At 67.2% G+C, this 22,164-nt stretch carries 24 protein-coding genes; 10 read left to right on the top strand and 14 right to left on the bottom strand.

From position 1 onward, the window contains the following. Positions 1-326: 326 nt before the first annotated feature. Together B9C99_RS03460 and B9C99_RS03455 are read right to left on the bottom strand one after the other, a co-directional pair. A complete protein-coding gene (locus tag B9C99_RS03460) occupies positions 327-920 on the bottom strand; it encodes a nucleotidyl transferase AbiEii/AbiGii toxin family protein (RefSeq protein ID WP_172414851.1) in 594 nt (197 codons plus the stop codon). After that, positions 917-1,558 carry a type IV toxin-antitoxin system AbiEi family antitoxin gene (locus B9C99_RS03455; RefSeq protein ID WP_143543541.1) on the bottom strand — a complete coding sequence of 214 codons (642 nt, stop codon included), beginning with the start codon at positions 1,556-1,558 and terminating at the stop codon, positions 917-919. The genes B9C99_RS03460 and B9C99_RS03455 overlap by 4 nt, the downstream gene beginning before the upstream one ends. 62 nt (positions 1,559-1,620) lie before the next feature. Between B9C99_RS03455 and B9C99_RS25805 the strand changes: the two genes are divergently transcribed. After that, a complete protein-coding gene (locus B9C99_RS25805) occupies positions 1,621-1,839 on the top strand; it encodes a hypothetical protein (protein WP_216359287.1) in 219 nt (72 codons plus the stop codon). A gap of 82 nt (positions 1,840-1,921) precedes the next feature. After that, the gene (locus tag B9C99_RS03450; RefSeq protein ID WP_088896964.1) at positions 1,922-3,139 is read left to right on the top strand and encodes an alpha/beta fold hydrolase; all 1,218 of its coding nucleotides are present in this window, start codon (positions 1,922-1,924) and stop codon (positions 3,137-3,139) included. Between the two features lie 3 nt (positions 3,140-3,142). On the opposite strand, the gene B9C99_RS03445 is transcribed toward B9C99_RS03450, so the two are convergent. Both B9C99_RS03445 and B9C99_RS03440 read right to left on the bottom strand, forming a co-directional pair. Then, positions 3,143-4,339 (bottom strand): 4-hydroxybenzoate 3-monooxygenase, encoded by a 1,197-nt coding sequence (locus B9C99_RS03445; RefSeq protein ID WP_088896963.1) that lies wholly within the window; start codon positions 4,337-4,339, stop codon positions 3,143-3,145. Positions 4,340-4,442: 103 nt separating this feature from the next. Then, the gene (locus tag B9C99_RS03440; protein WP_088896985.1) at positions 4,443-5,201 is read right to left on the bottom strand and encodes an IclR family transcriptional regulator; all 759 of its coding nucleotides are present in this window, start codon (positions 5,199-5,201) and stop codon (positions 4,443-4,445) included. A gap of 82 nt (positions 5,202-5,283) precedes the next feature. Here B9C99_RS03440 and B9C99_RS03435 point away from each other — a divergent pair, with 82 nt between their 5' ends. The 3 genes from B9C99_RS03435 to B9C99_RS03425 all read left to right on the top strand — a co-directional run bounded on the left by B9C99_RS03435 (position 5,284) and on the right by B9C99_RS03425 (position 7,952). Further along, positions 5,284-5,643, top strand: coding sequence for a helix-turn-helix transcriptional regulator (locus B9C99_RS03435; RefSeq protein ID WP_088896962.1), 360 nt, complete (start codon positions 5,284-5,286; stop codon positions 5,641-5,643). Then, positions 5,640-6,719, top strand: coding sequence for an ACR3 family arsenite efflux transporter (gene arsB / locus B9C99_RS03430; RefSeq protein WP_088896961.1), 1,080 nt, complete (start codon positions 5,640-5,642; stop codon positions 6,717-6,719). Before B9C99_RS03435 ends, arsB begins: the two co-directional genes overlap by 4 nt. 282 nt (positions 6,720-7,001) lie before the next feature. Continuing rightward, positions 7,002-7,952, top strand: a complete 951-nt coding sequence (locus B9C99_RS03425) for a DUF808 domain-containing protein (RefSeq protein ID WP_172414857.1) — start codon at positions 7,002-7,004, stop codon at positions 7,950-7,952. 49 nt (positions 7,953-8,001) lie between these two features. On the opposite strand, the gene B9C99_RS03420 is transcribed toward B9C99_RS03425, so the two are convergent. Beyond that, positions 8,002-8,607, bottom strand: coding sequence for a phosphoribosylanthranilate isomerase (locus B9C99_RS03420; protein ID WP_088896959.1), 606 nt, complete (start codon positions 8,605-8,607; stop codon positions 8,002-8,004). Positions 8,608-8,655: 48 nt separating this feature from the next. Then, complete coding sequence (locus B9C99_RS03415) at positions 8,656-9,015, bottom strand: Rv2640c family ArsR-like transcriptional regulator (protein WP_088896958.1); 360 nt, start codon at positions 9,013-9,015, stop codon at positions 8,656-8,658. 93 nt (positions 9,016-9,108) lie between these two features. On the opposite strand from B9C99_RS03415, the gene B9C99_RS03410 reads away from it, so the two are divergent. After that, positions 9,109-9,597, top strand: coding sequence for an ArsI/CadI family heavy metal resistance metalloenzyme (locus B9C99_RS03410; RefSeq protein ID WP_088896984.1), 489 nt, complete (start codon positions 9,109-9,111; stop codon positions 9,595-9,597). Positions 9,598-9,672: 75 nt separating this feature from the next. On the opposite strand, the gene dnaB is transcribed toward B9C99_RS03410, so the two are convergent. The 5 genes from dnaB to rpsF all read right to left on the bottom strand — a co-directional run bounded on the left by dnaB (position 9,673) and on the right by rpsF (position 13,992). After that, on the bottom strand, positions 9,673-11,874 hold the full coding sequence (dnaB, locus tag B9C99_RS03405) for a replicative DNA helicase (protein ID WP_088896957.1): 2,202 nt from the start codon (positions 11,872-11,874) through the stop codon (positions 9,673-9,675). 490 nt (positions 11,875-12,364) lie between these two features. Next, positions 12,365-12,820: a 50S ribosomal protein L9 gene (rplI, locus tag B9C99_RS03400; protein WP_088896956.1), complete on the bottom strand. Its 456-nt coding sequence runs from the start codon at positions 12,818-12,820 to the stop codon at positions 12,365-12,367. A gap of 17 nt (positions 12,821-12,837) precedes the next feature. After that, positions 12,838-13,080 carry a 30S ribosomal protein S18 gene (gene rpsR / locus B9C99_RS03395; RefSeq protein ID WP_006550800.1) on the bottom strand — a complete coding sequence of 81 codons (243 nt, stop codon included), beginning with the start codon at positions 13,078-13,080 and terminating at the stop codon, positions 12,838-12,840. A gap of 41 nt (positions 13,081-13,121) precedes the next feature. Next, complete coding sequence (locus B9C99_RS03390) at positions 13,122-13,640, bottom strand: single-stranded DNA-binding protein (protein ID WP_006550801.1); 519 nt, start codon at positions 13,638-13,640, stop codon at positions 13,122-13,124. Between the two features lie 64 nt (positions 13,641-13,704). Next, positions 13,705-13,992, bottom strand: a complete 288-nt coding sequence (rpsF, locus tag B9C99_RS03385; protein WP_006550802.1) for a 30S ribosomal protein S6 — start codon at positions 13,990-13,992, stop codon at positions 13,705-13,707. A gap of 208 nt (positions 13,993-14,200) precedes the next feature. Here rpsF and B9C99_RS03380 point away from each other — a divergent pair, with 208 nt between their 5' ends. From B9C99_RS03380 to B9C99_RS03370, 3 genes are read left to right on the top strand one after another with little or no spacing between them, the layout of a single operon-like run. Then, positions 14,201-15,490, top strand: a complete 1,290-nt coding sequence (locus tag B9C99_RS03380) for a glycosyltransferase 87 family protein (protein ID WP_253249966.1) — start codon at positions 14,201-14,203, stop codon at positions 15,488-15,490. Beyond that, entirely contained in the window at positions 15,487-16,074 is a 588-nt protein-coding gene (locus B9C99_RS03375; RefSeq protein ID WP_088896954.1) for a GNAT family protein, read from the top strand. The genes B9C99_RS03380 and B9C99_RS03375 overlap by 4 nt, the downstream gene beginning before the upstream one ends. After that, a complete protein-coding gene (locus B9C99_RS03370) occupies positions 16,071-16,481 on the top strand; it encodes a DUF2752 domain-containing protein (RefSeq protein WP_216359286.1) in 411 nt (136 codons plus the stop codon). The genes B9C99_RS03375 and B9C99_RS03370 overlap by 4 nt, the downstream gene beginning before the upstream one ends. Positions 16,482-16,484: 3 nt before the next feature. Here the strand turns inward: B9C99_RS03370 and B9C99_RS03365 are convergent, their stop codons facing one another. Together B9C99_RS03365 and B9C99_RS03360 are read right to left on the bottom strand one after the other, a co-directional pair. Continuing rightward, positions 16,485-17,042, bottom strand: a complete 558-nt coding sequence (locus B9C99_RS03365; RefSeq protein WP_088896952.1) for a hypothetical protein — start codon at positions 17,040-17,042, stop codon at positions 16,485-16,487. Positions 17,043-17,163: 121 nt separating this feature from the next. Beyond that, a complete protein-coding gene (locus B9C99_RS03360; protein ID WP_253249963.1) occupies positions 17,164-20,982 on the bottom strand; it encodes a helix-turn-helix domain-containing protein in 3,819 nt (1,272 codons plus the stop codon). Between the two features lie 173 nt (positions 20,983-21,155). Between B9C99_RS03360 and B9C99_RS26080 the strand changes: the two genes are divergently transcribed. Further along, on the top strand, positions 21,156-21,437 hold the full coding sequence (locus B9C99_RS26080) for a response regulator transcription factor (protein ID WP_016692179.1): 282 nt from the start codon (positions 21,156-21,158) through the stop codon (positions 21,435-21,437). 217 nt (positions 21,438-21,654) lie between these two features. Here B9C99_RS26080 and B9C99_RS03350 read toward each other — a convergent pair whose 3' ends face one another. Continuing rightward, positions 21,655-22,137 (bottom strand): RNA polymerase subunit sigma-24, encoded by a 483-nt coding sequence (locus tag B9C99_RS03350; protein ID WP_088896949.1) that lies wholly within the window; start codon positions 22,135-22,137, stop codon positions 21,655-21,657. Between the last annotated feature and the right edge of the window lie 27 nt (positions 22,138-22,164).

Raw genomic sequence — 22,164 nt, 5'->3', positions numbered from 1 at the left:
AGACCTCGCAGCATCCAGTTAATCTGTCGGGTCCATCTCGCTAATCTTCACTACATCTCGACAGGCATAGCCGATCAGGATTCCGTCCATGACGGCGACCACCGTGCTGTTTGGGTCAGCTGTATGAGACTGACATGCAGGACGGATAAACAGGACGGTCGGACGGCCGTCTTCCCAGGACACGATCGAGCGCCGGACCGTTTCGGGGTGTGCTGTTTGGGGATCATCCGATCGTCTAACAGGACAGGCAAGCGCGCCCCGCAGGCAGGAGTCCATCCACACGCCGCTTCCGCAGGTGGAGTTGCCCACCTGATGACGATGAGGAATCACGCGACAAGGTCGCACACCACCTCACGGGACTTGACCCCGATCTCGGCCAATGCACACAGATCCCACAGGTCACGCGGCGCGCGTCGATCGTGCCATGTCGCGGTCTTGGCCGCTGCAAACGCGGCCAAGGTCGGCACCGTCAACGTTGCCCGCGGCGCGTCGCTGTAGCGCTGTTCCAGATCTCGGGTTTCTGCAGGCCACACGGTGCGATCTCGCGACGACAGCAACTGGATCTTGATGGACAGGCCGGTGGTGGTGCGGAGATTCGCGGCCTCGGTGTCTTTGATCTCAGCAAGCGTTGGTCCCCAGATCAACCGGCCATGGGTGCGCGCGACGGCACGTACGAGTGCAGCGTCGAGCTCGGTGGCCAGCGTGGTGCGGTTGCCCATGGCAACGAGGTCGATGTCTTCGCTGAGGCGACCATGGGGGAGATGGGTGCGTGCGAGCGCGGTGCCGCCGATGAAGTGCACACGGTCGGCGAATCGATCCGCAATCGCGGCGAGCAAGTGAGATATGAGGTGGTCACGCTCAACCTGTTCCGGTGAGACCCCGAACCGGGCGGCAACAGCGTCACGTTCGTCGAAGTTCACGGGTGCACTCCCGCCCATATCTCGGCGCGCCGCAATGCGGCGACGAGACGCTGAGGTCTGGCCAGCTGTTCGAGTCGTTCAGGGTCGCTGCGACGGTACAGGTTTGCGACCGCAGCCGGGATCTCGTTCTCTGCGTTACCGAGAAGTGGCCGGCGGGCGAGGTCGAGCAGTGTCTGTTCAGGACTTGTGACGAGTGCAGCTCCGAGCGATGTCTCCACCCGCTCTACATCGAGCACGCTGGTGTCACGCTGCACAAACCGCACCGTGGCGTCGCGATCGCTCAGCTCGATGGGTCTGTGAGCACGAGGAACCGCGAGGACCGCGGTGGCCAGTGCACGTGGAATCGCCCCTAGCAATCGGGCTGCGCTGACACCCATCAGTGCAATGTGGTCGGCGCCGTAGATTGCCGAGGCGATCCCTGCTGCTGCAGCTTCGAGGCCGGGAACCCAGTGACGTCCCACCTGATCTTGCGGGACGACGATGTAGTAGCCGGGGGCGACTCTGTGAAGAAGGCCTTTATCGGTGAGGCGTGCCAGTTCCGGTCGGGGATGCGCGTATACGTGCGCTACGTCCTGGGGCCGGAAGGTTCGCATCGCGGATCGCGCCAGCTCCGCCGGCAGCGGTGTTCCCCGTGTCATGCTCACAGTCCGTACAACCTTCCAATGTGCATTTCGTAGGCCACGAACCTACGAAATGCACATTGAATACGCAAACGGTTATCCCTCTGCGACTGCAGAGCCACCTCACGTTGGCGTCCGTCGCCGCGAACGTCGACGACCCGCACGTCGCCTTCGTCCCGGTCGACGAGCCGACACCCGACGTCGATCTGCGCGCCGCATGGCGGCGGAACGATCCCAATCCGGCCGTGCACACGGTGCTCGGACTCCTGTTCGACGAAATCGAGGGTGAAATCCGCTGATTCGGGTATCGGTGACGTCGTCGTGCCGTCACCGTGCAAAGAGAATCCCGATCCGCGAACCTCGGCTCGAAGGAGCACCGGCATGGGTCTGCTGTTCCACGATCATCTGCACGACGAGTTCGGAACCTGGCCGCTGGCCTACATCCCCTACGGCGGTGCCGACTTCGGCGAGATCGCCGCAGTGGCCCGGCAGGTGGGGGACGGGGACGACGGGGACTTCTACCGGGCGTGGGTCGAGAGCGGGGACCGTCTCGTCGCCGAAGCGGAGTCCTGCGCGACCGCCGGGCACGACGACTCGGCACGCGAGTTGTTCCTGCGGGCGAGCGCCTACTACGCGACCGCCTACCACCCGCTGTACGGATCTCCCGTCGACCCACGTCTGATCGCCGCCTTCGACAAGCAGGTCGCGGCCTTCGATGCCGGGCTGGCGATCGGGGACACACCCGTCGAGGCTGCCAGGATTCCGTTCGAGGACACCACGTTGCCGGGCTACCTGATCCCCGCACCCGGCCACGAGAACAGCGTGCGGCCGCTCATCGTCTTCACCAACGGATACGACGCCACGATCACCGACATGTACTTCGCGTCGGCGGTTGCAGCACTGCGACGCGGCTACCACTGTCTCCTGTTCGACGGACCGGGCCAGGGCGAGATGCTCTACAAGCAGAACATGCCGATGCGTCCGGACTGGGAAGTGGTCGTGCGCACGGTGATCGACCATGCGATCACCTCACCGATCGTCGACCCCGAGCGCATCGTCCTGAGCGGCTGGAGTCTCGGTGGGTATCTCGCGCCGCGCGCAGCATCCGGTGAGCATCGCCTGGCCGCGGTGGTCGCCGATCCCGGTCAGTGGAGCGTCGCGGCCGGCACCCGGGCCCTCGGGGCAGCATTCGGCCTCTCCCCCGAGGTCCTCGACGATCCTCTCTCGATGAGCGCGCAGGACGCCGACGCGATCATGTCTGCGGTGCAGTCGGATCCGTCGCTGCTCTGGAAGATCGTCGCCCGTGGATTCTGGGTCAACGGGGTCTCGGACATCCGGGAACTGTTCGCGGAGATGAACGCGTACACGCTCGACGAGGTCGGGGAGCGTATCTCGTGCCCGGTCGTGGTGACTGCCGCCGAGAGCGATGCCCTTGCACGCGGTGCAGGAACATTCGGAGATCGATTGGGCGACAAGGTGTCCCTCATCCCGTTCACCGACGCCGAGGGTGCGGGCGGGCATTGCGAGATGGGCAACCGCACCCTCCTCAACAGAAGAGTTCTCGATCGACTCGACGAGCTCCTGTCGCGCGTGCCGTGACGCTCAGCGGTCGGGCCAGCCCGTGTACGCCTCCGCGAGGTACTGCTGCCCGTACCGGGAGCCGACGACCGCGGCGAGTTCGCCCAGCGCCCGCTTGTTCTCGAACGACGTTGCGTCCTCACGGGTGTGGAGCATCGAGGTCATCCAGTACGAGAAGTTCTGCGCCTTCCACACACGCTGCAGCGCCGTGTCGCTGTAGGCGTCGAGCAGGTCGGACGAGCCGGTGGAGAAGAACGAGTCGAGCGCGCGGAAGAGCACCCGGACGTCGGCCAGGGCGAGGTTGAGTCCCTTGGCACCGGTCGGCGGAACGGTATGGCCGGCATCGCCTGCCAGGAAGAGGTTTCCGTGCCGCATCGGTTCGCACACGTACGAGCGGAAGGGCAGGACCATCTGCTCGAAGATCCGGCCGCGCTTCAGTTCGAAACCGTCGGGGCCGTCGACGCGCCGCTGCAGCTCGTCCCAGATCCGGTCCTCGCTCCACGCCGACGCGTCCTCGGACGGGTCGCACTGGAAGTACATCCGCTGCACCGACTCGTTGCGCTGGCTGATGAGTGCGAATCCGTGATCCGAACGCGCATAGATCAATTCGGGTGCACTCGGCGGGGCCTCGGTGAGGATCCCGAACCATGCGAAGGGGTACTCGATGAAGTGGTCGGTGCGGACGTGATCCGGAATCGCCTTGCGGCAGATGCTCTGCGATCCGTCGGCTCCGACGAGGATGCGGCACCGGATCTCGACCGGCGTGCCGTCGGATTCGGTGAAACGGATCTTCGGTGTGTCGGTGGTGATGTCGAGAACCTCTGTGTCGCAGATGCTGTAGCGCACATCGCCACCGTCGCGTCGCCGCGACGCGGCCAGGTCGACGAAGACCTCGTTCTGCGGATACAACCACACCGACTCACCGACGAGGTCCCGGAAGTCGATGCGGTGGCTCTCACCGCCGAATCGCAGATCGATGCCGTCGTGACGGTGCCCTTCGTCCAGGACACGGGTGTCGACTCCGCTCTCGGTGAGCAGCGACACCGAACCGTGCTCGAGGATGCCCGCACGGTGGGTGGTCCGGATGGTCTCGTGATCACGCTTCTCGACGACGATGTTGTCGATCCCCGCCTTCGCGAGGAGGTGGGAGAGCATGAGACCTGCCGGGCCGCCGCCGACGATGCCGACCTCGGTCGTGACGACCGTGCGGGTTGCGTTCATGTTTTCGTCCTCCGCTGCGCGTATCCGATTCGCGTCCCGTCGAGTGTCGTGCGCCTCTCCCACCGCACACGTCGTCTTCTCGTTCAATGAGAAAACGGTCGGGTCAGTCCGGCGGTCGCTCACCCACTCCGCGCGCGATACCGCGGGCCGCGGCCATGAGGACGGGCACGACGGCCTGCTGCCGGGACGCGCCGGTGGGGACCACCACGCCGAGCGCCGCCAGGGCATGACCCGACCGCGTGAGGACGGGGACCGCGATGCCCGTGGTGCCCTCGTCGAGCACACCGTCGAAGCGCGCATAGCCCCGTCGGCGGACCTCCGCGAGCGCGCGACGGAAATCTCTCGTCGTCGCAGCGAACCGCCTCTCCACTTCGGGATGTCGTCGCCGATAGGACTCCTGCACCTCCGCAGGCGAGAACGCGAGCATCGACATGCCCAGCGACGTGTCGTGGACGGGGAGCCGGCGCGCGACCGACGCCTGATTGACCACCGAATCGGACGCCGACAGCCGTTCGAGGACGAGGACCTCGTCGTCCTGCAGGACCGCGAGCTGGGTGTGTTGGTGCACCACCGACTGCACGTCCTGCAGGAAGGGGAGCGCCGCCTCCCGCAGATCGCGCGCGGGTGCACTGCGCGCGACGAGTTCCCACAGGCGCAGACCGAGCCGCACCCGCCCGTCGTCGTCCCGGGTGAGCAGCCCGTGCTGCACCAGCTCGCCGACGAGCCGGTAGGCCGTGGCCTGCGGGATGCCGGACCTGCGGGCGAGACTCCCGACGGTCAGGCGGGGTTGGGTGTCGTCGAACGACTCGAGGATGCGGACGACGCGGTCGAGCATCGAATCACCGGACGGCGAGTTGGCCATGCCGCCCATTGTTCCGTGTCCGATCCGGACGGCTTCACCATCCGGATCCGGTTGCGGATTCGACATCTGTCAATATAGACACGTGTCGAATCAAGATCCCGCGGGTGACGACGTCTGCTGTTCTCCGCTCGTGCGCGAACCCCTGACGGGCGATCGCGCCGTCGACCTCGCCCGGATGTTCAAGGCCCTCGGCGATCCGGTGCGCCTGCGGTTACTGTCCCTCGTCGCGAGCCACGCCGGCGGTGAGGCGTGCGTGTGCGACATCTCGGGATCGTTCGATCTGTCCCAACCGACGATCTCGCACCACCTCAGAGTTCTGCGCGAGGCAGGCCTGCTCGAGTGCGAGCGTCGCGGCGCCTGGGTCTACTACTGGGTGGTTCCGGCCGCACTACGGCAACTCTCCGAGGTGCTCGGGATCGAAGCGGCCGAGGCACCCGCATGAGCGAGCGCACCGCGGTGGACAGTCCCGTGATGAGCAGGATGTCGACACTCGATCGCTTCCTTCCCGTGTGGATCGGCGCCGCCATCGTCGTCGGCCTGCTGCTCGGTCGCATGATTCCCGGACTCGGAGAAACCCTGGGTTTCATCGAGATCGACGGAATCTCGCTGCCGATCGCCCTCGGCCTGTTGATCATGATGTACCCGGTGCTGGCGAAGGTGCGCTACGACCGTCTCGACACGGTCACCGGTGATCGCACCCTGTTGATCTCGTCGCTGATCCTCAACTGGATCGTCGGTCCTGCACTGATGTTCGCGCTCGCGTGGCTGATGCTTCCGGATCTACCCGAATACCGCACCGGTCTGATCATCGTCGGCCTCGCGCGTTGCATCGCGATGGTGATCATCTGGAACGACCTGGCGTGCGGCGACCGGGAAGCCGCTGCCGTGCTGGTCGCGATCAACTCGGTCTTCCAGGTGATCATGTTCGCCGCGCTCGGCTGGTTCTACCTGTCGGTGCTGCCCGGATGGCTCGGTCTCGAACAGACCGGGCTCGACGTCTCCCCGTGGGAGATCGCGAAATCCGTGCTGATCTTCCTCGGGATCCCACTCGTGGCCGGTTTCCTCACTCGTCGATTCGGCGAGAAGGCGAAGGGCCGCAACTGGTACGAGCAGACCTTCCTGCCGCGCATCGGACCGTGGGCGCTGTACGGACTGCTGTTCACCATCGTGGTCCTGTTCGCCTTGCAGGGCGACCAGATCACCTCGCGACCACTCGACGTCGTACGCATCGCCCTGCCCCTGCTGGCGTACTTCGCGATCATGTGGGGGAGCGGGTATCTGTTCGGCGCTGCAGTAGGACTCGGCTACGAACGCACCACCACACTCGCCTTCACCGCCGCGGGCAACAACTTCGAACTCGCCATCGCCGTCGCGATCGGCACGTTCGGGGTCGCGTCCGGGCAGGCACTGGCGGGAGTCGTCGGCCCCCTCATCGAAGTGCCCGTCCTCGTCGCACTCGTGTACGTCGCCCTGGCTCTGCGCACACGCTTCGCCGCACGCGCGGGAGGTGCGTCGTGACCGCCGTCCGTCCGATCCGTGACGAGATCCGGACGAAGGTCGAGGCACTGATCGCCGAACCGACGTCACCGGCATGATCGAGTTCGGCAACCACATCCATCGGGTACCCACAGATCTGTCATGCCGGGCACCCGCACAGGTCGCTCGGTGTGGAGGCAGGTCGTCGCCGACATGCTCCGGACATCGCGTTACACGTCGTCGCAGGTCCGGTAGCGTTCCGAGACGACTCGCAATCGCGTGTCGGTCGATCGGCTCGGTGCAGCCGAACTGTGGGAGGTTCCCGTGGCTGGTGGTCTCGTCGCCCTTCTGGACGACGTCGCGGTGCTTGCGAAGGCAGCCGCGGCATCCATAGACGACATCGGCGCCGCAGCCGGCAGGGCGAGCGTCAAGGCAGCGGGCGTGGTCGTCGACGACACGGCCGTCACCCCTCGCTACGTGCACGGGTTCACCCCCGATCGCGAGCTGCCGATCATCCGCAAGATCGCGCTCGGCTCGATCCGCAACAAGCTCCTGATCATCCTGCCGGTCGCGATGATCCTGAGTCAGTTCCTCCCGCAGGCCCTGCCCTATCTGCTCATCGCAGGTGGTCTGTTCCTCTGCTACGAGGGCGCCGAGAAGGTCTACGAGGCGCTCACCGGCGGTCACCACGAAGAAGAGACCACCGCGGCGGAGAAGGGTCCCGAGTTCGAGAAGTCCATGGTCAGCGGCGCGATCCGCACCGACCTGATCCTGTCCGCAGAGATCATGGTGATCTCGCTGGCCTCGGTCGAGGACGAACCCTTCCTCACCCGCCTGCTCGTCCTCATCGTCGTAGCCGTTCTCATCACGATCCTGGTGTACGGCGTGGTCGCGCTGATCGTGAAGATGGACGACGTCGGCCTTGCGCTCGCGAAACGGAAATCCACTTTCGCTCAGCGCATCGGTCGCGGTCTGGTGACGGCGATGCCGAAGCTGATGACCGTTCTCACCGTGGTCGGGATCGCCGCCATGCTGTGGGTCGGCGGACACATCCTGCTCGTCAACGTCGGTGAGGCCGGATTCCATTGGCCTGCCGATCGTCTGCACGATCTCGAGCACTGGTTCGGCGAGCTCGTGCACGGTGGATTCGGCGGCGTGCTGTCGTGGACCGCTGGGACAGTGGCGTCCGCTCTGGTGGGCCTGGTCGTGGGCGCACTCGTCGTGCTGATCATGCACCTGATCCCGCGGCGGAAGAAGGCCGACGCCGCGCACTGACGCCGGATCACCCGGGCAGGGGCACTCCGGGGCTCGGCCCCGGACCGGGTCACTCCGGGGCGCTTCTCCGGACCGCCTGGGCGAACGCCCGCATGAGACCGGGATCCTTGACGCCGCGTTCGGCCTCGATGCCACTGGAGACGTCGACACCCCACGCTCCGGACGTGGAAAGTGCCCTCTCGACATTGTCGGGGTTCAGCCCACCCGCGAGGACCCACCGGCCGGACGGCAGGGCACTGCGGTCCTGCCAGTCCCACGTCTTCCCGGCACCGGCAACCGCACCGTCGACGAGCAGCAGGTCGGCGCCGAAATCCTCCGACAGCGCTTCGGCTCCTCCGGTGTTGATCGCACGGATCACCGTGAATCCCGCGTCGTGCAGCACGCGCACGTCGTCGGCCGACCGCAGGTCGTGCACCTGGACGTGATCGAGATTCGCGGCCCGGGCCGTCGCGATGATCTCGTCGAGGGACGCATTCACATAGACACCGACGGCGAGTGTTCCCGCCGGCACGCGAGTGCGGAGCGTCGCGGCCCGCTCGGGGGAGATGCGACGAGGGCTCTTCACGAGGACGAAACCGACCGCGTCGACGTCCAGTTCGATGGCGAGATCGACCGTCGCCTCGTCCTGCAGTCCGCACATCTTGATGAACGTCATCACTACCTTCCTGGGCGCTTCTCCACCTCGAGGATATGTCTGCGACCGTCAGCGGCAGCAGTTCGGATCCAGGACGGCCCTGAGCGCGTCGAGGGACTCGGAACGGGCACGGTGATAGACGTTCATCCCACGCCGCTCGGATTCGACCATCCCCGCCTTGCGCAGTTGTCCGAGGTGATGGCTCACCGTGGATTCCGCCAGATCCACACCGGCGACGAGATCGCACGTGCACACCGCACCTTCGTCGGCGGTGAGCAGGATCGACACGAGTTTGATGCGCACCGGGTCGGCCAGGGCCTTCAACCGCAACGCGACCTCGAGGGCGGCGTCGTCGCTCATCGGCGCGGCCGATACCGGTTCGCAGCAGATCGGGGCGCGGACATCGATCACGGGTAGAGCTTTCGGCATGATTCGAGCCTAGCCACCTTCTTGACATATGTCGAAATATGGGAGCATCCTGTGAGCGGTAATTCGATATATGCCACACAGGTGGAGGCAGTCATGTCACGCATCCAGTTCGCCCTCAACGTCGACGACCTGCCCGAAGCGGTCGCCTTCTACTCGACACTGTTCGGCACCGAACCGGCCAAGCTCGAACCGGGCTACGCCAACTTCGCGATCGCCGATCCACCGTTGAAGCTGGTGCTGTTCGAGAACCCGGGCAAGGGCGGCACGATCAACCATCTCGGGGTCGAGGTCGACTCGTCCGAGAAGGTGCACTCGGAAATCGCCCGCTTGACCGAGGCGGGCCTGTTCGCCGACGAGGAGATCGGCACGACCTGTTGCTACGCCACTCAGGACAAGGCGTGGGTCACCGGGCCCGCGGGGGAGAAGTGGGAGGTGTACACCGTCCTGGCGGATTCGGCCACCTTCGGCTCGAGTCCGCACCATCTCGAGGGTCCGCAGGAAGCCGGCGGCGGGACATGCTGCACGACCGGCGCCCCGGACGACACCTCCACGCCGGAGACCGGCGTAACCTCCTGCTGCTGAACACCTTTCGCTACGAATATCACCGAGCCGGACCGAGATCTGCCACCTCGCCGCCGGGCGGGGCGACGACTCGAATCAGCCGCGCGCCATGTCCACGAACCGCGACAGGTGCAACTGGTGGGCGACGGTGATCGTCGCGGTCGGGCCGTTACGGTGCTTGCCGACGATGAGGTCGGCCTCGCCGCCACGCGGGTCGTCGCGCTCGAAGGCGTCGGGGCGGTGCAGCAGGATGACCATGTCGGCGTCCTGCTCGAGCGATCCCGACTCACGGAGGTCGGAGACCTGCGGCCGCTTGTCGGTGCGCTGCTCGGGACCACGGTTGAGCTGACACACCGCGACGACCGGAACCTCGAGTTCCTTCGCGAGAAGCTTGAGGCTACGCGAGAATTCGGAGACCTCCTGCTGACGCGACTCGACCTTCTTGCCGGACGACATGAGCTGCAGGTAGTCGATGACGATGAGACGGATGTCGTGTTTCTGCTTGAGCCGCCGCGCTTTTGCGCGGATCTCCATCATCGTGAGGTTCGGCGAGTCGTCGATGAACAGCGGCGCCTCGCTGATCTCGCTCATGCGACGGGCGAGACGCGTCCAGTCGTCGTCGGTCATGCGTCCGGATCGCATGTCGCCGAGCTTGATCTTCGCCTCTGCGGACAGCAGACGCATGACGATCTCGGTCTTGCCCATCTCGAGCGAGAAGATGACCGACGCCATGCCGTGCTTGATGGAGCACGACCGCATGAAGTCCATGCTCAGCGTGGAGTTGTGCGTGGGCACCATCGCGCGACCCGCGAGGTACATGTGGTCGCCGTCGACCTCGACGCACCGCACGGGGACCGACGGGACCGGGCGGACGGCGACGATGCGGCGTTCGCGCGGCGCGGAGGCACGGCATTCCTTGTGTCGCACGGCCTTGCTGGGCAGGACGAAGACGTCGTCGTCGGTGGTGAAGGAGATCTCGGTGCCGTCGAGCACGGGCGCGTGACCGAGGCCCGACAGGAGTTCGGCCACGCCCTGCGTCAGTCGCTCGGACGAGCCGACGAACCGGATGGTGCCGTCGTCGTCGATCTCTCCGCCGGCGTCGAGCAGACCCGCGAGGAGTTCGCGACGCTGCGGTTCGGATGCCCGCTGGTATTCGGCGGGGATGTGGGCGCCGAGCGCGACGAGGGCGCTCGTGAAGCCGCCTTCGCCCTCGATACGCATGTGCAGTTCGGGATCGGACGACGGGCCGCCGAGCCACGCACCGAGCGTGAAGGGGGAGACGGGCAGCTCTGTTGCCGGGAACGACAGTGCCCGGGTGTTCGCGACGGTGTGCCCCGCCTCGGCGGTGGCGGCGAGTTCGCCCGTGGTGCGGATCGCGCCGTCGCCGGTGCGCCACTGGTGCTGCTCGTCGGCGACGATCACGGTGCCGTCGGAGAACACCACGTCGAAGCACGGACGGCCGTGCATGACCTCGGTGGCGGCGAGGACGCGGGTGGGGCGGCCGTCGGCGCCGAGGAGTTCGTCGCCCACACCGACCTCGCCCATCGTGGTCCAGCCTGTGGGGGTGGGCAGGGGAGTGTCGAGGGCGAGCGCCTTACCCACACCGGGACGCGCGGCGACGATGATCATCTGGCCGGCGTGCAGGCCGTTGGTGAGTTCGTCGAGTTCGGCGAAGCCGGTGGGCACGCCGAGGGAGATACCGCCGCGGCTGGCGATGGAGTCGATCTCGTCCATCGTGGGCTGCAGGAGTTCTTCGAGCGGCACGAAGTCTTCGGTGGTGCGTCGTTCGGCGACCTCGAAGACCTCGGCCTGCGCGCGGTCGACGATCTCGGCGACGTCCTGGCCGTCGGCGCCGGCGTAGCCGTACTGGACGATGCGGGTGCCCGCCTCGACGAGACGACGCAGGACGGCCTTCTCGGCGACGATCTCGGCGTAGTAACCGGCGTTGGCCGCGGTGGGGACGGTCTGGGTGAGCGTCACGAGATAGGCAGCTCCGCCGAGACGCTTGAGTTCGCCGCGCCGGTCGAGTTCGGCCGACACGGTGACCGGGTCGGCGGGTTCGCCGCGGCTGTAGAGATCGAGGATCGCGTCGTACACGGCCTGATGGGCCGGACGGTAGAAGTCGCCGGGCCTCAGCACTTCGAGGACGTCGGCGATGGCGTCCTTGCTCAGCAGCATGCCGCCGAGCACGGACTGCTCGGCCACGAGATCCTGAGGGGGCTGTCGACCGAAGTCTCCACTCGGTTCCTCGGGAGGTCCCGAATATTCGGGATTTCCACGATCGTCAACGACGGCCACTGCAGTGCCTGCCTTCCTCCACATGTCCCCGTCCGGCGCGCTGTGCTCCGGCGGATACCTGCACGCACTCCCGGTGTCGGTACCCGGGGTTTCGTGTCCGGTTCTACTCGCCCCTACCGACATCCTGTGTGTGGAGTCGTGCGCCCGACGTTAGGGATCCGGATGGCCCGCCACAACTCGGGTTGTGCACACAGTTGGGGATGAATTGTGGAAAGAGGAGGACAGCCTTGTGCACCGGATGTGCACAACCTGGGGACAACACATCTCACATCTCCCGTAACTGCAGGTAGGAGCGGAAAAATGCCTGTTCACACCTGTGGAGAAAAAGAATCTCGGCGTGTCGGAGGGCCGGGCGTGTTCACCCATTCGTTCCCCGAACGACATTCCGAGGAGTCACAACGGTGTGGTTTACCCCCTGTTTATCCACAGGCTGTGCACAGACGACGAGGAGCCCCACGCCGACCAGGCGCGGGGCTCCTCGGGGCCGGAATCAGGCAGCCACGACGTTCAGCGTGAACTTCGCGGTGACGTCCGGGTGCAGCTTCACGACGATCTGGTGCTTGCCGGTCGCCTTGATGTGAGCCTTGGGCAGCTCGACGATGCGCTTGTCGACAACCGGGCCACCGGCAGCCTTGAGAGCACCGGCGACATCGGCAGCGGTGACCGAGCCGAACAGCTTGCCCGAGTCGCTCGAGGTCTTGACGCTCAGCGAGACGTCCTCGAGGCTTTCGATGGCGGCCTTGAGCTCCTGGGCGTGCTCGAGGCCACGCACGGCGCGAGCCTCCTGAGCACGGCGGATGCCCTCGACCTGCTTCTGGGCACCGCGGGTGGCGACGATCGCCAGGCCGCGGGGCAGCAGGTAGTTGCGGCCGTAGCCGTCCTTGACCTCAACGGTGTCGCCAGGCGCACCGAGGTTGTCCACGTCAGCAGTAAGGATGAGCTTCATCGTGTCCCTCCCTTTCCTCAGCGAGTCGTCGAGACGTAAGGGAGCAGAGCCACCTCACGAGAGTTCTTGACAGCAACAGCGACGTCGCGCTGGTGCTGCACGCAGTTGCCGGTGACGCGGCGAGCGCGGATCTTGCCGCGATCGCTGACGTACTTGCGCAGCAGCGTCGTGTCCTTGTAATCGATCTGCACGTTCTTTTCCTTGCAGAAGGTGCAGACCTTCTTCTTCAAAACCTTCTCGCGCGCGGGCGACTTAGGCATGGTCGTTCTCCGTAATTTTGGATGTTCCGATCGAGGTCGGATCAGAACGGAGGCTCGTCGTCCCCGGAACCGCCGAAGGAGCCCGACTGCGGGGCGTCGCCCCACGGGTCGTCTCCGCCGACGTTCGTGTTCTGAGCGGGACGGCCACCGCCCGATCCACCGGAGGAACCACCGAAGCCTCCGCCACCGCCACCGCGACCGGCCTTGGTGACCTTGGCCGTGGCGTAACGGAGCGAGGGGCCGATCTCGTCGACCTCGAGCTCCACGACAGTGCGCTTCTCGCCTTCACGCGTCTCGTAGCTGCGCTGCTTGAGCCGGCCCTGCACGATCACACGCGAGCCGCGAGTCAAGCTCTCGGCCACGTTCTCCGCTGCCTCACGCCAGATGTTGCAGCGCAGGAACAGAGCCTCGCCGTCCTTCCATTCGTTGGACTGACGGTCGAACACGCGGGGCGTGGATGCGACGGTGAAGTTCGCAACCGCAGCACCCGCGGGGGTGAAACGCAGTTCGGGATCGGCGGTCAGATTGCCGACCACGGTGATGACGGTGTCGCCTGCCATGTGGTTCCTCCTGCAGTGTGGGGAGTCCTGATGCGCCAGAGCCTACGGCCCGGCGCCGACAGGCTCACTTGCCGTGGCGCAGAACCTTGGTGCGGAGCACCGACTCGTTCAGGCCGAGCTGGCGATCCAGCTCTGCAACGGCAGCAGGCGTCGCGCTGATGTCGATCACCGCGTAGATGCCTTCGCTGTTCTTGGCGATCTCGTAGGCGAGACGGCGCTTACCCCACACGTCGACCTTGTCGACCTTGCCGCCTTCCTGGCGAATGACGTTGAGGAACGTCTCCAGCGAGGGAGCGACGGTGCGCTCGTCCAGGCTGGGGTCCAGGATGATCATCAATTCGTAATGACGCATAAGACCTCATCACCTCCTATGGACTGTGAACGGTCACGGACGTTCCGTGACAGGAGGGTCGTTGCGTCAGCAACCCATGAAGGGTACACGACGGCCCGGCGACCAGCGAAATCGCCGACCGTCGCGGGCAGGGGATTTGTCCTAGGGTGAGGGCATGCGCACGAGCTCCGGGACCGTCTCGCTCGTCGCCGTCCTGACGTGCGCGGTGATGATGTGCTTCGGCTACCTGAACAAGGCCCGGTGCGCCGGCCCCACCTTCGACGCCGAGGGCCGCACGCTGCGGTTCGAGGACATCAAGGACGCCGACGTCTGCTATTCCGACATCCAGCAGCTGTGGATCGGCCGCGGCATCAACCTCCACGTCTTCCCCTTCGTCGACGGGGGCATCACCTCGTCGGGGGCACTGACCGGAGGCACCGTCGAATATCCCGTGCTCAGCGGGGTGCTCATGTGGATCGGAGCGATCGGTGCCCACACCGACGCGGAGTTCCTCCTGCAGTCGGCGCTGTTGCTCGCCCCCTTCGGGCTGATCACCGCGTGGTTGCTCGCCCGGATGGCGGGATGGGCGGCGCTGTTGTGGTCGCTCACTCCGCCGATCGTGCTCTACGCCTTCCTCAACTGGGACCTGCCGGTCGTGGCGGTCACCGTCGCCGCCGTCGCGGTGCTGACGATCGAACGCTGGTCGCTGCGGACCCGCGGAGTGGTCGCCGCGCTACTGCTGGGCGTGGGCTTCTGTCTCAAGCTCTATCCGGGCATCTTCGCGCTGCCGCTCATCGCCTACGTCCTCACCGGCGGGAGCTCACCCGACCGGAAGCGGGACGTCCCCGGCGCCCTCGCCGTCGCGGGCACGGCGGCGGCGACGGTCGCCGCGATCAACCTGCCCTTCGCGATCCTCGGCTACGAGGGCTGGCGGGCGTCGTTCGCCTTCCAGCAGAACCGGGAAGCGGACGGGACCAGCAATTCGATCTGGTACTGGGGTCTGCGGCCGTTGATGGGCGGCTACCAGGAATACGAGAACACCCCCCAGTACAACGACCTCGTCGCCCAGCTGTCGCCGACGCTGATCGCGCTGTCGTTCGCGCTCGCACTGTGGCTCGGATGGCGCCGATACCTCCGCGACGGCATCTATCCGTGGCTCGGTACCGGTGCCGCGATGCTGTGCGGGTTCATGCTCTTCCACAAGGTGCACTCACCGCAGTACACGCTGTGGCTGCTGCCGCTGCTGATCCTGCTGCGCGTGCCGTGGGGGCTCGTCGCCGCCTATCTCCTCGCCGATCTCGCCATCGGCATCGGCATCTTCCGGTGGTTCGCCGCGACCGCCGGCGAAGCGGACATGGCCGTGCCGCTCACCCTCGTCCACATCGGGGTGTGGGGACGCGCGGTCCTGCTGGTCGTGCTGTTCTTCGTCTTCCTGCGCGTCCCACCCAGAACTCCGTGGCAGAAGACGGAACGGACGGACTACGCTCGCCGTCCGACGACGACCGGGAGAACGCGATGAACGACAACTGGACGGAACATCCCCTCCTCGAGGGTCCCCGGATCCGACTCGAGCCCCTCGACGACGCGCACGCCGAAGGACTGCTGAAGGCCGCCGACGATCCCGACACGATCTTCGCCTGGACGCACCTCGTGATCCGCGACCTCGACGACGCGCGCACGTTCGTGCGCCAGGCCATGGCCGATCCGTCCCGGCTGCCCTACGCGATCGTCGACAGGGCGACCGGTGAGGTGCTGGGGTCGACGTCCTACTACCTCCTCGAACCCGCCCACCGCACACTGGTGATCGGCTACACCTGGTTGTCGACCCGAGTGCAGCGGACCCACGTGAACAGCGAGTCGAAACTGCTTCTGCTGCAGCGCGCCTTCGACGACCTCGGGGCCGTACGCGTGACCTGGCACGCCGACGAACGCAACACCCGTTCGCGCGACGCCCTGCGCCGGCTCGGTGCCACCGAGGAGGGTCTGCTCCGCAAGCACCGCAGGCGCCGCGACGGCAGCTGGCGGACCACCGCCCTGTTCTCCCTCACCGACGACGAATGGCCCGGGGTGCGCGCCCGGCTCGAGGAGCGCCCGGTGCGATGAGGACGAGGCGCGCGCTCGCAGCCCCCATGGCGATCGCCGTGGGCGCGGTCGCGGTGTGCGCCGCGGTGGCGTGGGCCGACCCGACCACGCCGGGCGGGATCATTCCGCCGTGCCCCACCTACTCGTTGTTCGGAATCCTCTGTCCCGGTTGCGGTTCGTCACGGATGCTGTACTCGCTCGTCCATCTCGACGTACCGGCAGCGTTGCGCTACAACGCCCTCGGTCTCGTCGCGCTGGGCGTGGTGACCGTGGTCTTCGGTCTGTGGACGTCGAGCAGGGTGCGGGGCACACCGATGCCGCGGTGGACGCGATACCGGTGGACCCCGCACCTCGTGCTGGTCCTGACGGCGGTGTGGTTCGTCGTGCGCAACATCCCGGTCGCGCCGTTCACCGCCCTACGGATCTGACCGTCAGAGGACCGGGCAGTTGACCGTGTACTCCCACGCCGTCCCGGGCTCACCGGTCACTCGGACGAGAACCGAGGACGCACTCCCGGCCGGCACGTTCACCACAGCCGATCCGGTGCCTTCGTTGATGCTGTCACCGATACGACCGGTGTCGTGGATCTGGGAACCACCGTAGAACACCTGGATTCGGTCGGGAACGTCGAAGGTCTCCCAGTCCAGCAGGAACGACGTGGGACCACTTCGACCCAGCTCGTGGTAGGTGCTGGTGACACCTTCCCCTCCCGACTGTCGCGACTGGTCGCACTTCTGCGTCGTCGGCAGCGACGACCCGTTGCCCAGGATCGCACTGCCCAGATCGATCGCTCGTCCACCCAGATCCACCACGCTGCCGGGCAGTTCGGACACACTGCCGGGCAGATCGGCGACACTGCCCGGCAGATCGTTGCTGCCGGCGCTGCCGGTGGGAGCGGCCGAAGCGGCAACGGGCGCACCGAATGCGACCGCCGCCACCGTGGCGGCCGTCAGAACCGCGCGCAGACCCGACCTGCGAATACGAGACATGCTTCCTCCGATGATCGATGCGTTGAATCCCCCACCAGGACATTCCCACACCGCGCGGCGCGTGCGTATCCTGCAATCGGATGAATCCGGCTCGGTCGGAACATCTTCCGCGACTCCCGATTCACGCCGTGTCGCCGCACGGCGGCCGGTAGGGCACACCCGGCAGGTGCCGTTCCCATTCCTCCTCGGTCACCGGAGTCCCGACCGTGGAACACAGTGTTGCCGCGACGGTCTCGGGATCGAGTTGCCACAGCCGCACGGAAAGGTCCGGGCCGCCTCCGACGAGCACCGCTCCGTCGTGCGCGAAGGTCGCGTCGTAGACCCGGCTTCCGTAGGCGGTGAGCACCGCGTGGGTGGTAGGGGAGTCCGGTCGGGTGACGTCCCAGATCCACGCCGACCCGTCGCCGACGCCGGCCGCGAGACGATCTCCGGCAGGGGAGAAGTGCAGCGAGTACACCGCGTCCGCCGGCCCGGTGATCCGCGCCAGTTCACGTGGGGCGGCAGGGTCCGCGACATCCCACAGTCGCACACTGCGGTCGGCGCTCGCGGCGGCCAGGATCTCTCCGTCGCCACCGAACGCGACCGTCTGCGCCTGACTCTCGAATCCGGACAGCTCGGAGATCCGCGTCGGCTCGGCGGGATCCGAGAGATCCCACAGTTCGACGAGGCCACCGGCGCTCGCCACGGCCACGATGTCGGCGGTGGGATGCCACGACAGCATGTACGGATAGTCGTCCGCCTCGAAGGTGCCGACGACGCGCGGAGCAGCCGGATCGGAGGCGTCGACGATCGCAACCTTCTCGTCCTCCGTCGCCGCCACCGCCACGACTGGTCGGTCGGGAGCGAACTCGACCACTCCGACGACGCCCGTGACGACGCCCTCGGCGGTCCCGGCGAACTGCGGCGCCGCAGGGTCCGTCAGATCCCACAGGTGCACGGATCCGCCGGATGTTCCCGCAGCAGCGAGCGATCCGGTCTTCGACAGTGCTGCGGCACCGCTGAACCGGTCCTCGACGGGCGGACTCAGGGACGGCAGTTCCACCGCCGCACCGGGATCGGCGATGCCCCACAGCGGCAGGGCATTCGTCCTTCCCTGACCGAAGAGGACGAGGGTGCCGTCCGCATCGACGGGAGTGACGTAGACGGCCTCGTCCGCGGGCAGGACCGGGCCGGGCACCGCCCACCATCCCACCGAGCCGTCCAGTGCCGCAGTGAGCACTGCGCGACCCTCGTCGGCGAAGACGACCGAGGTCACGGGATTGGAACCGGGCAGTGTCGTGATCGATTCGGCGGCGTCGGGAGTCGTTCCGTCCGCCCAGATGCGGACGGTGTTGTCGGAGCTGCCCGCGACCAGACGACGACCGTCCGGAGCGAACGCGACAGTGTTGACATAACTGGTGAATCCCTCGAGGGCGGCCAGGGGTACCGGCGTCGCGGGATCGACCATGTCCCAACGCAATACGTGACGTCCGGTGGTACCGGCCGCGACCGTGCGTCCGTCGGGCGAGAATGCCACCGACAGAAGATGTTCGGTGCCGCCGTCCGGCAGCGTCTCGAACACCGGTCGCGTGCCGGCATCCTGCGTCCGTGCGTCCCACACCCGCAGCGACATCTGCCTGCCGGCCACGACGAGCCACCGATTGTCGGGCGAGAACGCCGGGTACACGGCACCTTCGGCCGGATGATCGAGCGGGGGCAGTGCTCTCACCTCGCCGGCATCCGTGTTCCATCGCAGCACCGTGCCGGATCCCGTTCCCGCCACGAGTTGCCGTCCGTCCGGAGAGAATTCGAGAGAATACGCCGTGTGGTCGGAGTCGGCGAGCACCGCCCGCTGCTGCGGGGAGGTGCGACCACGGATGTCCCAGAGCCAGATTCCGCCCTGACCGCCCACCGCGACGGAGTCGCCGTCCGGTGACACGGCGAGGGCATAGAGTTCGGCGGCGCCGTCTCCCGCACCGAATTCCGCGGTCGGGGTGATCGACGGTCCGGTCTCGCCCACCGCCCACAACCGCACCGTGCCGTCGGATGCGGCACTGACCACAGTGCCCCCATCGGGTGTGCTGCGCGCCTGGAGGGGGCCGGCCGGTCCCGTCAGACGCACGGGGGTTCGCACACCGGTGGTGTCCAGCAGCGCCGAGCGCGCCTCAACGGTGTCGGCGACACGGTATCCGGCCAGCGCGAACTGGGCGGCGAGGGCGGGTTCGGTGGCCGACAACTGCGATGAGACGGTCGCGATCTGGCGCGACATCGCGTCGTCGCGTGCGCGCTGGGCGTCGGCGCGTTCGGTGCGCGCGCTGATTCCGGCGGCGGTGGCGACGACGACGAGCACGAGGGCGATCACCGCCGTCGCGGTGAGGGCGCCGACGAGCCGTCGGAGCACCCTGGTCCGGCGACGTTCCGCCTCGACCTCGGCGTCCCGGTGCGCGACGCTGCGGGCGAGGAATTCCCGCTCGGTGTCGTTGAGCGCGTCGGCGTTGTCATCGACACGACTCCAGTCGTCGTGGAGGACGAGCCGGCCACCGCCGAGGAGGGTGGTGTCGTCGCGGCCGCTGTCCTCCCACACCTGCGCGGCACGGGTGAGTTCGCGATGGACCGCGAGGCCCGCCCGGTCGGCGTCGATCCAGCCGCGCAGCCGGTCCCACGCGGTGAGGAGGACCTCGTGGCTCAGCTGGACGGAATCCTCGTCGACCGTCAGGAGGCGGGCGTCGGCGAAACGGTCGACGATCTCGTCCACGGCGTCGACGTCCCCGAACGCCAGTTCGCTGCGGGGAGTGCGTCGTCGTGTCTGGGTGTCGTCGTCGACGTTGACGAGACGCAGGAACACCCGGCGCGTGAGTCGCTGCTGTTCGGCGGTCAGTTCCGAGTACGACTCCTCGGCGGTCTGCTGGACCGCGCCGGAGATACCGCCGACCGCGGTGTAGTCGGCGACGGTGAGTGTCCGGCGCTCGGCCCGCTGCCACAGCCGCAGCAACGCGTGGGAGAGCAGGGGGAGTGTGCCGGGCTCGTCCTTCGCCCGCGACGCGCGGGGAGCGAGATCGGTCAGCAGCACCTTCACCAGTTCCGGTGGGACGGTCACCCCCGCCTTGGCCGCCGGTTGCACGATGACGGATTCGAGTTCGGCCGCCGACATGGGGCCGACGACGACGGGCCCGGACTCCAGGATCGGCACGAGGTGCGGTTCCCGTGCGGCGAGTCCGTAGAAGTCGGCCCGGAGCCCGAGGACCACGACGATGTCGTCGGACGGCTGCGCGAGGTGTGCGAGAAAGGCGTGGCGGTCCTCTTCCTCCCCGGCGGTCCACAATTCCTCGAACTGGTCGACGACGAGAACGGTCGGGTGCTCGACGTCCAGGGCGCCGGCGAGCTTGTCCGGTCCTGCCGACGCGGGGGTCAGCACGACGGGCGTCCAGTCGCGGAGAGCGGTCTCGTCGGAACCGACGGCGGCAGCGACACCGGCCCGCAGCAGAGACGACTTGCCCGCGCCGGAAGGACCGACGACGAGGATCACCCTCGGCCCCTGCCCGGCGACCGCGGTGCGGATCCGGCGGAGAACGTCCTCGGTGATGTCGTCGCGACCGAAGAACCACTCGGCGTCCTCCGCCTCGAAGGAGGACAGACCGCGATAGGGGGCCGGGCCGGTGTCCCGGCGCTTGGTCCGTGCCTGCCGGGCGCGACGCGCAGCCGCGATCCAGGTGTCCGCCTCGGTCTCGTCGGCGACCCCGCACGCCGCGAGCACGGCGCGGAAGGCCGGCTCGCTGGCGCGGGTCGGCAGGTGCTGTCCGGAGAACCATCCGGCGACCGTGCCGTGCAGCGCCCCGGACGCGTCGACGACGTCACGGATGGACAGTCCCGCTCGGATTCGCAGGGCGGTCAGGGCCCGGCCGAACTCGGCCCGGGAGGTGATGGAGGTCGGGTCGGCCGCCTCCACGGTTGTTTCCGTCATCTACGGTTCCCTCGGGAAGGATCTGCGTTTCCGCAGGTCAGCAATGTATGGCTGTACGGATTTCGTACGGGATCGCGCGCGGGCGTAGGTCTTCGCACCGACGGCGACGAGGATTCGGGGTGGCGCATTCGCGCCGGCTCCCAGACTCTTCGTCAGCCGAGAGGCGGTTCGCCGTGAACGCTCAGCACCGTTCGTCCTCGTTCCACGACATGCGTGTCGGCGGCCTCGTGCGGCCTCTGCTCAGCGCCCGTGAGAGGGAAGTTCTGCTCACCTGGCTGGCAGCGGATTCGAAGACCGAAGCGGCGAGGCGGCTGTTCATCTCGGTGGGCACGTTGAACACGCACCTGCAGCGGATCCGCCTCAAGTACGCGGCAGCCGGGCGGGATGCCTCGACGAAGGCGAGTCTGCTGGCACGCGCGCTCCAGGACGGCCTGACGACGCTGGAGGAGTGGTGACACCGCACGGATGTGACGTCGCACGAGCGGTGACGCGCCGGCGCGCGTGAGGTCAGGGATCGTCGGAAGTGCAGGGCACGGCGAACCTCCAAGGCGCGGTCGACAGGTCCCCGACAGTCCCGTAGCCAGAAGTGACGAATCGGATATTAACGACAAATCGTCCTGAGAGGTGTGGTTCGTCCACTCGTTTGTGGGCGTGGACTCCGCCGGCCCTGTTTCAGGCTGCGCGCAGGGAACTCAGCGCGGCGTGCTGCTCGACACCGACCCGCCCCGGCGCCACGGCGAGAGCCACCGCGGTCTGCCGCGAGTCGAGGCCCACGATGGTGCGCAGGATGAGGATCTCCTGCTGGAGCCGGGTCAGAGGGAAGGCCCGCGGGTTCACGAACTCCGCATCGGCCGCGTCGACGACCACCGTGTAGGCCAACCGCAGGAAGGGCCGGTCGGCCCCGGACGGGGCGGTGAGTTCGGCGAGGATCGCCCGGCAGGCGGCCAGGGCGAGACGATCGGCGTCGGCGAAAGTACCTCCGGCGGCTTTCGCGCGGGCCCGGAAGTAGGCGATCACGAGCGGATGCAGGTCGTGCAGGAGTCGTGGGATCGCGGTGGCGTCGCCGGCCGCGACCATCCACGCGAGCTCACACGTCGTGAACTGTGATGCGGTGACATCCGTCCCCGCTCCGAATCTCCGTCCGCCGCTCGCCATTCTCCCCCCTCGTGCTCGTTCCCGAGC

It is taken from the genome of Rhodococcus sp. BUPNP1 (assembly GCF_002215235.1).
Taxonomy (GTDB): domain Bacteria; phylum Actinomycetota; class Actinomycetes; order Mycobacteriales; family Mycobacteriaceae; genus Rhodococcus.
Note: the sequence above shows the minus strand (reverse complement) of the source record. Positions and strands in the feature narration are given on the sequence as shown.